At 60.5% G+C, this 15,885-nt stretch carries 10 protein-coding genes; 9 read left to right on the top strand and 1 reads right to left on the bottom strand.

What is annotated here, in order from left to right; translation table 11 throughout:
• Window positions 1-70 precede the first annotated feature (70 nt).
• Window positions 71-2,512, bottom strand: a complete 2,442-nt coding sequence (locus tag BT119_RS06065) for a penicillin-binding protein 1A (protein ID WP_371124301.1) — start codon at window positions 2,510-2,512, stop codon at window positions 71-73.
• Between the two features lie 209 nt (window positions 2,513-2,721).
• On the opposite strand from BT119_RS06065, the gene BT119_RS06060 reads away from it, so the two are divergent.
• The 9 genes from BT119_RS06060 (at window position 2,722) to gltB (ending at window position 15,841) form a co-directional block, all read left to right on the top strand.
• Window positions 2,722-3,786: a pilus assembly protein PilM gene (locus BT119_RS06060; protein ID WP_003365992.1), complete on the top strand. Its 1,065-nt coding sequence runs from the start codon at window positions 2,722-2,724 to the stop codon at window positions 3,784-3,786.
• A complete protein-coding gene (locus BT119_RS06055) occupies window positions 3,786-4,361 on the top strand; it encodes a PilN domain-containing protein (RefSeq protein ID WP_003365994.1) in 576 nt (191 codons plus the stop codon). Before BT119_RS06060 ends, BT119_RS06055 begins: the two co-directional genes overlap by 1 nt.
• A complete protein-coding gene (gene pilO, locus BT119_RS06050) occupies window positions 4,358-4,981 on the top strand; it encodes a type 4a pilus biogenesis protein PilO (protein WP_072365088.1) in 624 nt (207 codons plus the stop codon). Before BT119_RS06055 ends, pilO begins: the two co-directional genes overlap by 4 nt.
• Window positions 4,978-5,505, top strand: a complete 528-nt coding sequence (gene pilP / locus BT119_RS06045) for a type 4a pilus biogenesis lipoprotein PilP (protein ID WP_003350151.1) — start codon at window positions 4,978-4,980, stop codon at window positions 5,503-5,505. Before pilO ends, pilP begins: the two co-directional genes overlap by 4 nt.
• Before the next feature lie 47 nt (window positions 5,506-5,552).
• Window positions 5,553-7,658 carry a type IV pilus secretin PilQ gene (gene pilQ / locus BT119_RS06040; protein ID WP_024662382.1) on the top strand — a complete coding sequence of 702 codons (2,106 nt, stop codon included), beginning with the start codon at window positions 5,553-5,555 and terminating at the stop codon, window positions 7,656-7,658.
• Window positions 7,659-7,662: 4 nt separating this feature from the next.
• Window positions 7,663-8,181: a shikimate kinase AroK gene (aroK, locus tag BT119_RS06035; protein ID WP_003365999.1), complete on the top strand. Its 519-nt coding sequence runs from the start codon at window positions 7,663-7,665 to the stop codon at window positions 8,179-8,181.
• Window positions 8,182-8,296: 115 nt separating this feature from the next.
• Window positions 8,297-9,400 carry a 3-dehydroquinate synthase gene (gene aroB / locus BT119_RS06030; RefSeq protein WP_044308720.1) on the top strand — a complete coding sequence of 368 codons (1,104 nt, stop codon included), beginning with the start codon at window positions 8,297-8,299 and terminating at the stop codon, window positions 9,398-9,400.
• Between the two features lie 10 nt (window positions 9,401-9,410).
• Window positions 9,411-11,039 (top strand): SPOR domain-containing protein, encoded by a 1,629-nt coding sequence (locus BT119_RS06025; RefSeq protein ID WP_003432141.1) that lies wholly within the window; start codon window positions 9,411-9,413, stop codon window positions 11,037-11,039.
• A 356-nt stretch (window positions 11,040-11,395) separates the two neighbouring features.
• Window positions 11,396-15,841, top strand: a complete 4,446-nt coding sequence (gene gltB, locus BT119_RS06015; protein WP_054081260.1) for a glutamate synthase large subunit — start codon at window positions 11,396-11,398, stop codon at window positions 15,839-15,841.
• The last annotated feature ends 44 nt before the right edge of the window (window positions 15,842-15,885 follow it).

Raw genomic sequence — 15,885 nt, 5'->3', positions numbered from 1 at the left:
GGGAGTGAGCTTGCTCACGAAGAGGCCTGTGCAGCCGCTGAAAATCTACTGATCCATTAAGTCTGTGCTATCAGAACAAATCGATCGGCGCTGACTCATCTGCCGGCAACGGGCTGCCCGGTGCGCTGCTGCCGCCCAGTTCGTTGACGCTTGGCGGTGTGTCTTCGCTTTTGAACAGCTCGAAGAATGCGTTCGGCGTGCTTGGCGTGGCGGCGCGGCCACTCAATGGGTCGACGCGCAGGCTGAGAATGCCTGGCGGTTCGGCCTGCTGATGCGGCGGCTTGTCCTTGAGCGCGGCGCTCATGTAGTCCATCCAGATCGGCAGCGAGACCGTGCCACCGAATTCGTGACGGCCAAGACTTTCAGGCTGATCGAAACCACTCCACACCGTGGTCACGTAGTCCGCGTTATACCCGGAGAACCAGGCATCCTTGGAATCATTGGTGGTACCGGTCTTGCCGGCGATGTCCGGTCTGTTCATGGACAGTGCGCGGCGCCCTGTGCCGCGCTTGATCACGTCCTGCAGCATGCTGTTCAGAATGTACGTGGTGCGCGCATCGACCACACGCTCTGCCACTGCGGGCGCCTGAGGCTGAGCAGGTGCCCCTGGCTCGCCGGTGACCACGCTCGGGCTGTCATGTACCGCAAAGGTCGAGGTGTTGGGCGCGGTATTGACGTCATTGGCCGGGACGCTTGGCGGGTTGGCGACAAACAGGGTCTGGCCGTCACGGTTCTCGATGGTCTGGATCAGATAAGGGCTGACCTTGTAACCGCCGTTGGCGAAGGTCGCCCAGCCGGTGGCGATTTCCATCGGGGTCAACGTCGCCGTACCCAGTGCCAGCGACAGGTTGCGCGGCAAATCCTGCTTGGAGAAGCCGAAGCGGGTGATGTAGTCGATGGTGCTGTCGATGCCGAGGGCCTGGAGCAGGCGGATCGATACCAGGTTACGAGACTTGTACAGCGCCTCGCGCAGGCGGATCGGCCCAAGGAAGGTGTTAGTGTCATTTTTCGGACGCCATACCTTGTCCAGGTATTCGTCGACGAACACGATAGGCGCGTCGTTCACCAGGCTGGAAGCGGTGTAACCGTTATCGAGCGCAGCGCTGTAGATGAACGGCTTGAAGCTGGAGCCCGGTTGACGTTTGGCTTGCATGGCGCGGTTGTAGTTGCTCTGCTCGAACGCAAAGCCGCCGACCAGGGCGCGAATGGCACCGTTTTGCGGATCAAGCGACACCAGGGCGCTCTGCGCGACGGGAATTTGACTGAATTTCAGCGAGCCATCGTCCTGGCGCAGCAGACGAACGAGGTCGCCGACCTTGGCAACGTCAGCCGGCTGCTTCGGATTGGCGCCCAGGCTGTTGGTATTCAGGTAAGGACGCGCCCACTTCATGGTGGCCCAGTCGACGGTTTCTTCCTTCTCGCCGTTGCGGGTCAGAACGCGTAGACCGGTCTTGTCGACCTGCGTCACGATGCCGGGCTCGAGGCCGTTGATCATGCGCTGCTTGGTCAGTTCCTGTACCCAGTTGGCGCGGGTCATGCCCGGGAAGCGGCTTTCCGGACCACGGTAGCCGTGGCGCTGGTCGTAATCGATCAAGCCCTGCTGAATGGACTTGTTGGCGTGTTCCTGAAGGTCGCTCGGCACGGTGGTGGTAACGCGGAAGCCTTCTGTATAGGCCTCGCTGCCATAACGGCCGACCATTTCAGCCCGCGCCATTTCAGCGATGTACGGTGCATTCACTTCCGGCGTCGGCACGTGATAGCTGGCGTTTAGCGGCTCATTCAAAGCGGCCTGATAAGCCGTTTGGTCGATCTTGCCCAAGCGATACATGCGGCCCAGGATCCAGTCGCGACGTTCCTTGGCACGGGTCGGGTTGGCCAGTGGGTTGAAACGTGACGGTGCCTTGGGCAGACCGGCAATCATGGCCATTTGCGCAAGGCTTACATCACGGATCGACTTGCCATAGTAGACTTGCGCCGCCGCCTCGATCCCGTAGGCGCGGTTACCCAGATAAATCTTGTTGACGTACAGCTCGAGAATCTCGTCCTTGGTAAGTTGGCGCTCGATTTGCAAGGCCAACAGAATCTCGGTGGTTTTGCGCGAAAAGCTGCGCTCGCTGGTCAGGAAGAAGTTTTTCGCGACCTGCATGGTGATGGTACTGCCGCCTGACTGGATATGGCCGCTCTTGACCAGCTGAGTGGCGGCGCGCATCAGGCTGCCCGGGTCGACGCCATAGTGGTTGGCGAAGTTGTCGTCTTCGGCCGACAGCAGTGCGTTGATGAAATTGGGCGGGATTTCCGCGAAGCGAATCGGCGTGCGGCGCATTTCACCGAACTCGGCAATCAGCTTGCCGTCGCTGGTGAACACCCGCAGGGGGATTTGCAGTTGAATGCTTCGCAGCGCGTCAACGGATGGCAGGGTCGGGCTCAGGTAAAGAAACGCGCCGCTCAGGCCAAGCAACAGCGAGCAGAATACCGCGACGAGGGACCACCAGAAAAACTTCAGCAGGCGTATCAAGGCTTTTGGATTTCCAGAAAAAATAATGGGTTAAGCGCAGGCATTTACAAATGAACACGCCTTGAAGCTTTGTTAAATGAAAAAAACGCTGGGCATTATAAGCATTTTTCGTCCCCAAGCGTGATTTGCGCTACTGTCAAGGCTGTCGACAGTGACGTTGGCCCGAAATAACTCCGTAAGTGACGGAAACTCATAGGAATCAGGTTGTGTTCGAACTCTTCAGTAAGAAGGCCAACACCCTTCTAGGGATCGATATTAGCTCCACCTCGGTAAAACTCCTGGAATTGAGTCGTTCCGGCACCCGTTACAAGGTCGAGTCTTACGCAGTAGAGCCCTTGCCGGCCAACGCTGTCGTCGAAAAGAACATTGCCGAACTCGAAGGGGTCGGGCAGGCGTTGTCACGCGTACTCGTCAAGGCCAAGACCAGCGTCAAGATCGTGGCGGTTGCCGTGGCCGGTTCGGCGGTGATCACCAAGACCATCGAGATGGACGCCGGTCTTTCCGACGATGACATGGAAAACCAGCTCAAGCTTGAGGCTGACCAGTACATCCCCTATCCGCTGGAAGAAGTCGCCATCGATTTCGAAGTGCAGGGCTACTCGGTGCGCAACCCTGAGCGCGTCGAAGTGTTGCTGGCTGCCTGCCGCAAGGAGAACGTCGAAGTGCGCGAGGCCGCGCTGGCACTGGCCGGGCTGACCGCGCGCGTCGTCGATGTCGAGGCCTACGCCCTTGAGCGCTCGTTCGGGCTGCTGGCTGCGCAACTGGGCAACGGCCATGACGAACTGACGGTGGCCGTGGTCGATATCGGCGCCACCATGACCACCCTGAGCGTGCTGCATCACGGCCGGATCATCTATACCCGCGAGCAGCTGTTTGGCGGGCGCCAGCTGACTGACGAAATCCAGCGCCGCTATGGGCTCTCCATGGAGGAAGCCGGGCTTGCCAAGAAGCAGGGCGGCTTGCCCGACGACTACGTCAGCGAAGTGCTCGACCCCTTCAAGGAAGCGCTGGTGCAGCAGGTTTCCCGCTCCCTGCAGTTCTTCTTCGCGGCCGGTCAATACAACTCTGTGGATCACATCATGCTGGCAGGCGGCACGGCTTCGATTTCAGGGCTGGAGCATCTGATCCAGCGACGCATCGGCACTCCGACCATGGTCGCCAACCCGTTTGCCGACATGGCCCTGAGCGCCAAGGTCAATGCCGGGGCCCTGGCCAGTGACGCGCCAGCCCTGATGATCGCCTGTGGCCTGGCGTTGAGGAGCTTCGACTGATGGCGCGGATCAACTTATTACCGTGGCGCGAAGAGCTTCGCGAAGAACGAAAGAAACGCTTCCTGACCGCACTGGTCGGCGTGCTGGTGGTGTCAGTCGGCATTCTGTTTCTGATCGATCGTTACGTCAGCAATGCCATCGAGCATCAGATGGCGCGCAATGCCTTTCTGCAGACGCAGATTGCCCAGCTCGATATCCGCATCAAGGAGATCAGTGATCTCAAGGCCCGACGCAAACAGCTGCTCGAGCGCATGAAGATCATTCAGGACCTGCAAGGCAACCGCCCGATCACCGGGCGCGTCTTCGATCAACTGGCACGGACCCTGCCGGACGGCGTTTATTACTCGCAGGTCAAAATGACCGACAAGCTGATTGCCATCAATGGCGCTGCCGAGTCGAACAACCGGGTTTCCGACCTGATGCGTAATCTTGAAGCCTCTGACTGGCTGGAAGCGCCGAGCCTGACCGAGGTCAAGGCCACCACGGCCGGTGCCGTGGATCAGGCCAATGTCTTTCAGCTGACCGTACGCCAGACCCAGCCGCCGGTTGCCGCTGCCCCAGGAGCCAAGCCATGAATATGTCCGAATGGCTGGAAGGGCTGCGCAAGATCGATCTGAGCGAGCTGGACCTGAACAACCTGGGCTCATGGCCCGCAGCGGTCAAGGCCATTGCCGGGCTCCTGGTTGCGGTCATGATTTTCGCACTGGGCTACTTCTTCTTTATCCAGGACCTGGAAACCCAGCTGGAAAGTGCTCAGAACAGCGAGGTGACGCTCAAGGAACAGTTCTCCAACAAGGCCTTCCAGGCGGCCAACCTCGAGCCGTACAAGAAGCAGATGGAAGAGATGGAAAACACCTTCGGCGCCCTGCTACGGCAATTGCCCAGCGACACCGAAGTGCCCGGCCTGCTTGAGGACATCACCCGCACCGGGCTGGGAAGCGGGCTTGAGTTCGAGGAAATCAAGCTGCTGCCCGAGGCGGTCCAGCAGTTCTACATCGAGCTGCCGATACAGATCACCGTGGTCGGTGGTTATCACGACCTGGCGACCTTCGTCAGCGGTGTAGCCAGCCTGCCGCGCATCGTCACGCTGCATGATTTCGAGATCAAGCCGGTCGATCCCAAAGTGCCGACCAAGTTGCGCATGAGCATTCTGGCCAAGACCTACCGCTACAACGATGAAGGGCTGAAGAAATGAGGGCGGCGCGATTGCTGTGCGTCAGTGTGGTTCTGGCAGGGCTGGCCGGTTGCGGTAATGACAATGATTTTGCCGATCTGTCCGAATTCATGGATCAGGCCAGAGCCCGCCCGAGTGGCAACATCGAACCTTTACCCAAGTTTCGGCCGTATGAGGCGTTCACCTACAACGCCTCCACGCTGCGCAGTCCTTTCCAGCCGCCGGTCAAGATCGACCTGCTCAACCGCCAGAAGGGTTCACGGCTGGTGGCGCCGGACGAACACCGGGTCAGGCAGTTTCTTGAAGGTTTCAATATCGAGTCGTTCGAGATGGTCGGCACGATTGGCAACGAGTCGGGGACGTTTGCCCTGCTGCGCGGTGCCGGAGGTGTTCATCGCGTCAAGGTGGGCGATTATCTGGGGCGTAACAACGGCCGGGTAGTGTCGATCGGCGACGCGCAGGTTGATGTCATCGAAATTGTTCCTGATGGAGAGGGGGCGTGGCTGGAAAGGCCGCGCACTATCGCCCTCAAAGAACGCTCATGAAGTGGGCAAGGCCAAGTATGCACAGTAGCGCTCAACGGAAATTGATCATGACCCGGATTCTCTCGATTATCGGCGTGTCGTTATGCATCGCGGTGCTGGCGCCGGTTCTCCAGGCTGCCAACCTCAAGACCCTGGATGTCGCCGCCCTGCCGGGTGACCGCATCGAGCTTAAGCTGGCATTCGACGCCCCGGTGCCGGCACCGCGCGGTTACACCACGTCGCAACCAGCGCGCATTGCGCTGGATCTGCCGGGTGTTACCAGCCAGTTGGCAACCAAAAGTCGTGACCTGGGCACCGGTAATGCGCGCAGTGTGGTTGTGGTACAGGCTCAGGACCGCACCCGGGTGATCATCAACCTGACCACGCTTTCGCCGTACAGCTCCCGCGTCGATGGCAACAACCTGTTCGTGGTCATCGGCCAGGGTGCCGGCGCCGCGCAAGCTTCCCAACCGACCACCGCAATGGGTGCGCAACGGGTCGCGGTGCCACCGCCCACGCCTGCATCCGCCAAACCGTTCATCCCCGCAGGCGTCAAGGCCATCCGCAATGTCGACTTCCAGCGTGGCGAGTTGGGTGAGGGCAATGTGGTCATCGACCTGAGCAACCCCAGCATTGCCCCGGATATTCAGGAGCAGGGCGGCAAGATCCGCGTGGACTTCGCCAAGACCCAGCTGCCCGAACCGCTGCGCGTCCGGCTGGACGTCAAGGACTTCGCCACGCCGGTACAGTTCGTCAGTGCTTCGGCGTCGGGTGACAAGGCCAGTATTCTGATCGAGCCGTCGGGTGCCTTCGACTACTCGGCGTTCCAGACCGAAAACAAGCTGACGATCAGCGTGCGCCCGTTGACCAATGAGGATCTGGACCGCCGCGCCGCTGACAAACCGGTGTACACCGGTGAAAAGCTGTCGCTGAACTTCCAGGACATCGACGTACGCTCGGTACTGCAACTGATTGCCGACTTCACCAACCTCAATCTGGTGGCCAGTGATACGGTCCAGGGCGGTATCACCCTGCGTCTGCAGAATGTGCCATGGGATCAGGCGCTGGACCTGGTGCTGAAAACCAAGGGCCTGGACAAGCGCAAGGTCGGCAACGTGCTGCTGGTTGCGCCAGCCGATGAAATTGCCGCCCGCGAGCGTCAGGAGCTGGAGTCGCTCAAGCAGATCGCCGAGCTGGCGCCCCTGCGTCGTGAGCTGCTGCAAGTCAATTACGCCAAGGCTGCCGACATCGCCAAGCTGTTCCAGTCCGTGACCAGTGCCGAGTCCAAGGCCGACGAGCGCGGTTCGATCACGGTGGACGACCGGACCAACAACATCATTGCCTACCAGACCCAAGAGCGCCTCGACGAGCTGCGTCGTATCGTGTCGCAACTGGACATCCCGGTACGCCAGGTGATGATCGAGGCGCGCATCGTCGAGGCCAACGTCGATTACAACAAGCAACTCGGGGTTCGCTGGGGCGGTTCTACCAACACCAGCGGCAGCGGCAAATGGACAACCTACGGGCTGGATAATAACGGTGACGAGGCCGGTAACACCGGCAGCAGTACTACCTCCAACGTGCCGTTCGTGGACCTGGGCGCAGCTAATGCGACGACCGGTATCGGCCTGGGCTTCGTGACCAATAACACGCTGCTGGACCTTGAGCTGAGTGCCATGGAGAAAACCGGTAACGGTGAAATCGTCTCCCAGCCCAAGGTGGTCACCTCCGATAAGGAAACCGCCAAGATCCTCAAGGGTACGGAGATCCCGTATCAGGAATCCAGCTCCAGCGGTGCGACCACCGTGAGCTTCAAGGAGGCCTCCCTGTCGCTTGAGGTAACGCCGCAGATCACGCCGGACAACCGCATCATCATGGAAGTGAAGGTTACCAAGGACGAGCCGGACTACCTGAATGCGGTGCTGGGCGTACCGCCGATCAAGAAAAACGAGGTCAACGCCAAGGTGCTGATTTCCGACGGCGAAACCATCGTCATCGGTGGTGTGTTCTCGAATACGCAAAGTAAAGTTGTCGATAAAGTGCCATTTCTTGGCGATGTACCGTATCTTGGCCGGCTTTTCAGGCGCGATGTGGTATCCGAGTCCAAATCCGAGCTGTTGGTATTTCTGACTCCGCGTATCATGAACAACCAGGCGATTTCTGTGAGTCGTTGATTTTGTGCGAAATTTAATACTTGTGGGGCCGATGGGTGCTGGCAAGAGCACCATCGGCCGTTTGCTTGCCAAAGAATTGCGACTGCCGTTCAAGGATTCCGACAAGGAAATCGAGCTGCGTACGGGCGCCAACATTCCCTGGATCTTCGACAAGGAAGGCGAACCGGGTTTTCGTGATCGCGAGCAGGCCATGATTGCCGAACTGTGCGACGCCGATGGCGTGGTTCTGGCGACCGGCGGTGGCGCGGTCATGCGCGGCGAAAATCGCCAGGCACTGCGGGCCGGCGGGCGCGTGGTGTATCTGCATGCCTCGATCGAGCAACAGGTGGGGCGCACCGCGCGTGATCGCAATCGTCCTTTGCTGCGTACCGCCGATCCTGCCCGGGTACTGAGCGAGCTGCTGGCCATCCGCGACCCGTTCTATCGGGAAATCGCCGATATCGTGATTGAAACCGATGAGCGGCCTCCCCGAATGGTGGTTCTCGAGATACTGGCGCGACTGGCAGAGCTTCCTCCCCGTTAAAGCGCAGGCGAAAATGCGCTATTCTCGTCGACCAGCAAAACAGCGTCGGTTCATGGCCTTGCGTCATGAGATGCTGAAGCACAAACCGTCCAATCGGTAATCAATGTGGGGACACATGCAGACACTTAAGGTCGAGCTTGGTGAGCGTAGCTACCCGATCCATATTGGCGAAGGCCTGCTGGATCAGCCAGAGCTCCTGACCCCGCATATCGTCGGGCGTCAGGTGGCTATCGTTTCCAACACGACAGTGGCACCTCTGTACCTGGAGCGCCTGACGCAAACCCTGGCCGGTTACAACGTTCTGCCGATTGTTCTGCCCGATGGCGAGGCGTTCAAGAACTGGGAAACCCTGCAGACCATTTTCGATGGCTTGCTGACCGCTCGCCATGACCGTCGCACCACGGTCATCGCTCTGGGCGGCGGGGTGATCGGCGACATGGCCGGGTTTGCCGCCGCCTGTTATCAGCGCGGCGTGAACTTCATCCAGATCCCGACCACGCTGCTGTCTCAGGTGGACTCATCGGTCGGCGGCAAGACCGGTATCAATCATCCGCTGGGCAAGAACATGGTGGGTGCCTTCTATCAGCCGAGCGTGGTGCTGATCGATACCGCTTCGCTCAATACTCTGCCCGAGCGTGAACTGTCCGCCGGGCTGGCCGAAGTCATCAAATATGGCCTGATCTGCGACGAGCCCTTCCTGACCTGGCTCGAAGAGCACGTCGATGCACTGCGCGGCCTGGACCAGGCGGCGCTGACCGTAGCCATCGAACGTTCCTGCGCCGCCAAGGCGCTGGTGGTCGGCGCCGATGAGCGCGAGTCCGGCGTTCGTGCGACATTGAACCTGGGTCACACATTCGGGCACGCCATCGAGACGCATATGGGCTATGGTGTCTGGCTGCATGGCGAGGCGGTTGCTGCCGGTACGGTCATGGCGCTGGAAATGTCCTCGCGCCTGGGCTGGATCAGCACGCAGGAGCGGGATCGCGGCATTCGTCTGTTTCAGCGTGCCGGGCTGCCGGTCGTGCCACCGCAGGACATGACGGAAGACAATTTCCTCGAACACATGGCGATCGACAAGAAAGTCATCGACGGTCGCCTGCGTCTGGTGCTGTTGCGCCGGATGGGTGAAGCGGTCATCACGGACGATTATCCAAAAGAAGTATTACAGGCCACCCTGGTTGCGGATTATCGCGCCCTGGTGGATCAGCTCAGAGGTTAACGGAAACCCCATGACTAGTTTGCATGCCGACGAGGCCTTCCTCGGCCATTATCAGTTGAGTCATGACCCCTTTGCTGCGCGGGTACCTGGCTTCAAATTCTTTCCTGCCCAACGCAAGCCTGTGCTGGGTCAGCTTCATCATCTGGCGCGCTACAGCCAGCTGCTGCTGGCGGTCACCGGGCCTCAGGGCAGCGGCAAGACCCTGCTGCGCCAGGCGCTGGTGGCGAGCACCAACAAGCAGTCGGTGCAAAGTGTCGTGATTTCTGCGCGCGGTGCAGGTGATGCGGCAGGCGTGCTGCAGCAGGTCGCGCAGGCGCTGAGCGTCGCGCAGGCTGAAATGCAGTCGATCCTGTCGCAGGTCGTGCAGCTCGGGCTGACCGGCCAGGAAGTCTACCTGCTGGTTGACGATGCGGAACAACTTGGCGATTCGGCGCTCGAAGCGTTGCTGGGTCTTGCTGCGGGAACGCCTGAAGGGCGTCCGCATGTATTCCTGTTCGGAGAGCCATCGCTGCTCGATCGTCTCGATCAGATGTGTGCCGACCTGCAGGGTGATGTCGAAGGCGAACGCTTTCACGTCATCGAGCTGCAACCCTATACGGAAGAGGAAACCCGGGAGTATCTGGCTCAGCGTCTGGAGGGTGCAGGGCAGGGAATCGCGTTGTTCACCGCCGACCAGATCACCGATATTCATGAACAGTCCGATGGCTGGCCTGGCGCAATCAACCAGGTAGCCCGCGATTCAATGATCGAGGCGATGATCGCGAGTCGTTCCGCGGTCAAGCGCCCAAGTGTGGGGTTCAAAATGCCGAAAAAACACGTATTGGCCTTGGGTGCCGTTGTCATAGTGGCCGTGGCAGCAGCCGTGCTGATCCCGGGTCGCGGCGACAAGACGGGTACACCCGCCAATGCCCCGGCTTCCGCTCAGGCGCAACTGCCGCTGGGTGAAGGCAAGCCAACTGCTCAACAATCGAATAACGGCAGCCCGGCCATCGAATTCGCTGGTAACTCCCAGCCGATGCCGCTACCGATGAATGGCTCTCAGCCGGTGATGCGCGGTCCTCTGGCCGAGGCTGCCGGGTCCAGTGATTCCGACGAAGACGCAGTGCCGACAGGTTCGCCTGCACAGCCGCCGACCGTCACCACTACGGCGCCGCCAGCGGGTGTACCGGCAGGTCAGGCCGCAGCACAGACGCCTCGCTCGTCCATCCCTGCACCGACCCCGGCACCTGCGCCAGCCGCCAAGCCGGCCCCTGCGCAGACTCAGGTCGCGACAGCCAAGCCTGCCCCGACTCCGGCTCCGGCTGCCAAGCCTGCTGAAAAACCGGCAGCGGCGGCGGCCAAACCGGCTGCCGGCGGTAGCTGGTACAGCAGCCAGGCACCCGGTCACTACGTGGTCCAGATCCTCGGCACCAGCTCCGAAGCGACGGCTCAGGCCTACGTTGCAGAGCAGGGTGGCGAGTATCGTTATTTCAAGAAAACCCTGCAGGGCAAGCCGCTGTACGTCGTGACGTACGGCAACTTTCCTGACCGTGCTGCCGCCCTGGCAGCCATCAAGGTATTGCCAGCCAAGGTTCAGGCTGGTAAACCTTGGCCTCGTACTGTCGCCAGCGTCCAACAAGAGCTCGGCGCCACTCGTTGAAGTCGCAGCGGCCCTACCCGGGCCGCCCGCCGACCTACCTGACTTAACCCGCCTGAGCGCGCCGCATGTCGGCGCGCCTTGCGGCGTCTGCGTTACAAGCGCCTTACAGTCTCCCGTCGCGTCAGTCAGATTCACGAAGAAATACTTTGACTAGCACAGCGACCCGTTTTAAAACTTTCATAATTGCGACATTGATTATCAGCCAGTCGTCGTTAAATTTGTTAGCCCTTGTGTCGCTGTGTACAATGACCTCCGTTTTGCCTGTCCGAAGCTGGCGCACGTTCGGCGTGACAGGTAATTGGTTGAATTAAAAGGAAATTTGCCTCGAATAGAGGCAGCCTGGTGAGAAAGTGTCTATGAAAGCAGGTCTGTACCAACCAGATGAATTCAAGGATAACTGCGGCTTCGGCCTGATCGCTCATATGCAGGGCGAGCCCAGTCATCACCTGTTGCAGACGGCCGTTCAGGCCCTGACCTGCATGACCCACCGTGGCGGTATCAACGCCGACGGCAAGACCGGCGACGGTTGCGGTCTGTTGATTCAGAAGCCCGACGGCTTCCTGCGTGCGATCGCCAAGGAACACTTCGCCGTCGATCTGCCCCGCCAATACGCTGTGGGCATGGTGTTCCTCAATCAGGACGACGCCAAGGCCGACGCCGCACGCGAAAACATGAACCGTGAAATCCTCGCCGAGGGCCTGGATCTGGTGGGCTGGCGTCAGGTGCCGATCGATACCAGCGTTCTGGGTCGTCTGGCGCTGGAGCGCCTGCCGAAAATCGAGCAGGTATTCATTGGCGGTGAAGGCCTGAGCGATCAGGAATTCGCCATTAAGCTGTTCAGTGCGCGTCGCCGCTCGTCGGTGTCCAACGCCGCAGATACCGATCACTACATCTGCAGCTTTTCGCACAAGACCATCATTTATAAAGGCCTGATGATGCCGGCCGACCTCACGGCCTTCTTCCCGGACCTGAGCGACGAGCGTCTGCAGACCGCTATCTGCGTGTTCCACCAGCGTTTTTCCACCAATACCCTGCCGAAATGGCCGCTGGCGCAGCCGTTCCGCTTCCTCGCCCACAACGGCGAGATCAACACCATTACCGGCAACCGCAACTGGGCGCAGGCGCGACGCACCAAGTTCACCAACGATCTGATGGACCTGGACGAGCTGGGCCCGCTGGTCAACCGCGTGGGTTCTGACTCGTCGAGCATGGACAACATGCTTGAGCTGATGGTCACCGGCGGCATCGACCTGTTCCGTGGCGTGCGCATGATCATTCCGCCTGCGTGGCAGAACGTCGAGACCATGGACCCGGACCTGCGGGCGTTCTATGAGTACAACTCCATGCACATGGAGCCGTGGGACGGCCCTGCGGGCGTGGTCATGACCGAAGGTCGTCATGCGGTCTGCCTGCTCGACCGCAACGGCCTGCGCCCGGCGCGCTGGGTCACCACCAAGAACGGCTACATCACCCTGGCGTCGGAAATCGGCGTATGGGACTACAAGCCTGAAGACGTCATCGCCAAGGGCCGCGTCGGCCCTGGGCAGATCTTTGCCGTGGACACCGAAACCGGTCAGATCCTCGACACCGACGCCATCGACAACCGCCTCAAGTCGCGTCATCCGTACAAGCAATGGCTGCGCAAGAATGCCCTGCGCATTCAGGCCACCATGGAAGACAACGACCACGGTTCGGCTTTTTACGACAGCGAGCAGCTCAAGCAGTACATGAAGATGTATCAGGTCACGTTCGAAGAGCGTGATCAGGTGCTGCGCCCGCTGGGTGAGCAGGGTCAGGAAGCCGTAGGCTCGATGGGTGATGACACGCCAATGGCTGTGTTGTCGCGTCGTGTGCGTTCGCCTTACGACTACTTCCGCCAGCAGTTCGCGCAGGTGACCAACCCGCCGATCGACCCGCTGCGCGAAGCCATCGTCATGTCGCTGGAAATCTGCCTCGGTGCCGAGCGCAACATCTTCCAGGAATCGCCGGAGCACGCCTCGCGCGTGATCCTCAGTTCGCCGGTCATTTCGCCAGCCAAGTGGCGGTCGCTGATGAACCTGGAGCGTCCGGGCTTCGAGCGCCATATCATTGACCTGAACTACGATGAAAGCCTGGGTCTTGAAGCCGCTGTGCGCAGCGTTGCCGACCAGGCCGAAGAGGCCGTGCGTTCCGGTCATACGCTGATCGTTTTGAGCGACCGACACATCGCACCGGGCAAACTGCCGGTGCACGCTTCACTGGCGGTCGGCGCGGTTCACCACCGTCTGACCGAACAGGGCCTGCGCTGCGACAGTAACATTCTGGTCGAAACCGCGACGGCGCGTGACCCGCACCATTTCGCCGTGCTGATCGGCTTCGGCGCCTCGGCGGTCTATCCGTTCCTGGCTTACGAAGTGCTGGGCGACCTGATCCGTACCGGCGAAGTGCTGGGCGATCTGTACGAAGTCTTCAAGAACTATCGCAAAGGCATCACCAAGGGCCTGCTCAAGATCCTCTCGAAGATGGGCATCTCGACCGTTGCGTCCTACCGTGGCGCGCAGTTGTTTGAAGCCATCGGCCTGTCCGAGGAAGTCTGCGATGTCAGCTTCCGCGGTGTGCCGAGCCGCCTGAAGGGCGCGCGCTTCGTCGACATCGAAGCCGAACAGAAGGCGCTGGCTGCCGAAGCCTGGAGCCCGCGCAAGCCGATCCAGCAAGGCGGCCTGCTCAAGTTCGTGTTTGGTGGCGAATACCACGCCTACAACCCGGATGTGGTCAGCACTCTGCAGGCTGCCGTGCAGCAAGGCGACTACAGCAAGTTCAAGGAATACACCTCGCTGGTGGACCAGCGTCCGGTGTCGATGATTCGCGACCTGCTGCAGGTCAAGACACTCGATCAGCCCTTGAACATCGACGAAATCGAGCCGCTGAGCGAAATCCTCAAGCGCTTCGACTCGGCCGGTATTTCGCTGGGTGCCTTGTCGCCCGAGGCCCACGAAGCGCTGGCCGAGGCGATGAACCGTCTGGGCGCGCGCTCCAACTCCGGTGAGGGTGGCGAAGACCCGGCTCGTTACGGCACGGTCCGCAGCTCCAAGATCAAGCAGATCGCGACGGGCCGCTTTGGCGTGACGCCCGAGTACCTGGTCAATGCCGATGTGCTGCAGATCAAGGTTGCGCAGGGCGCCAAGCCGGGCGAGGGCGGGCAATTGCCGGGCGGCAAGGTCAATGGGCTGATCGCCAAGCTGCGTTATGCGGTGCCGGGTGTGACGCTGATTTCGCCGCCACCGCACCACGACATCTATTCCATCGAAGACTTGTCGCAGCTGATTTTTGACCTGAAACAGGTCAACCCGGCGGCGCTGGTGTCGGTCAAGCTGGTGGCAGAAGCGGGCGTCGGCACCATTGCCGCCGGTGTCGCCAAGGCCTACGCCGACCTGATCACCATTTCCGGTTACGACGGTGGCACCGGTGCATCGCCACTGACCTCGATCAAATACGCCGGCGCACCGTGGGAGCTCGGGCTGGCCGAAACTCACCAGACCCTGCGCGGCAACGACCTGCGCGGCAAGGTTCGGGTACAAACGGACGGTGGTCTGAAAACCGGCCTGGACGTGATCAAGGCTGCCATCCTCGGGGCCGAAAGCTTCGGCTTCGGCACCGCGCCGATGATCGCGCTGGGCTGCAAATACCTGCGTATCTGCCACCTGAACAACTGCGCCACCGGCGTAGCGACCCAGAACGAAAAGCTGCGCAAGGACCACTACATCGGCACCGTCGACATGGTGATCAACTTCTTCACCTACGTGGCAGAAGAAACCCGCGAATGGCTGGCCAGGCTGGGTGTTCGCTCGCTGGAAGAGCTGATCGGCCGTACCGACCTGCTGAACATCCTGCCGGGCGAAACCGAGAAGCAGCAGCATCTGGACCTGACACCCTTGCTGGGCAGCGACCATATTCCGGCCGACAAGCCTCAGTTCAGCCTGGTGGATCGCAACCCGCCGTTCGACAAGGGCCTGCTGGCCGAGAAGATGGTGGAGATGGCCAGGCCGGCCATCGAGTCGCTCAGCGGCGGCGACTACGAACTGGAGATCTGCAACTGCGACCGTTCGATCGGCGCGCGCATCTCCGGCGAAATCGCCAGACTGCATGGCAACCAGGGCATGAACAAGGCACCTGTCACCTTCCGCTTCAAGGGCACTGCCGGCCAGAGCTTCGGGGTGTGGAACGCCGGTGGCCTGAACATGTATCTGGAAGGCGATGCCAACGACTACGTCGGCAAGGGCATGACCGCTGGCAAGCTGGTGATCGTGCCGCCCAAGGGCAGCCCGTTCAAGACCAACGAAAGCGCGATTATCGGTAACACCTGCCTGTACGGTGCAACTGGCGGCAAGCTGTTTGCAGCGGGCACGGCTGGCGAGCGTTTCGCTGTGCGTAACTCCGGTGCCCACACTGTCGTTGAAGGCACTGGCGATCATTGCTGCGAATACATGACGGGTGGTTTCGTCTGCGTACTGGGCAAGACCGGCTACAACTTCGGTTCCGGCATGACCGGTGGTTTCGCCTACGTGCTCGACCTGGACAACACCTTCGTTGACCTCGTCAACCATGAACTGGTCGAGATCCAGCGTATCAGCGGCGAATCGATGGAGGCTTACCGCACTCACCTGCAAAGCGTCCTGAATGAGTACGTCGCGGAAACCGACAGCGAATGGGGCCGTAATATCGCGGAAAACCTGGACGATTACCTGCGTCGTTTCTGGCTGGTCAAGCCCAAGGCTGCCAACCTGAAATCGCTGCTCTCCAGCACTCGGGCCAACCCGCAATAACAGCAGCTGCGAGCGGCGAGCTTCACGCCGCACGTTAACAGCAG

Origin of the sequence: Pseudomonas sp. NFACC10-1 (genome assembly GCF_900119195.1) — a bacterium.
Taxonomy (GTDB): Bacteria; Pseudomonadota; Gammaproteobacteria; order Pseudomonadales; family Pseudomonadaceae; genus Aquipseudomonas; species Aquipseudomonas cerasi.
This window is presented reverse-complemented; position numbering and strand designations above follow the sequence as displayed.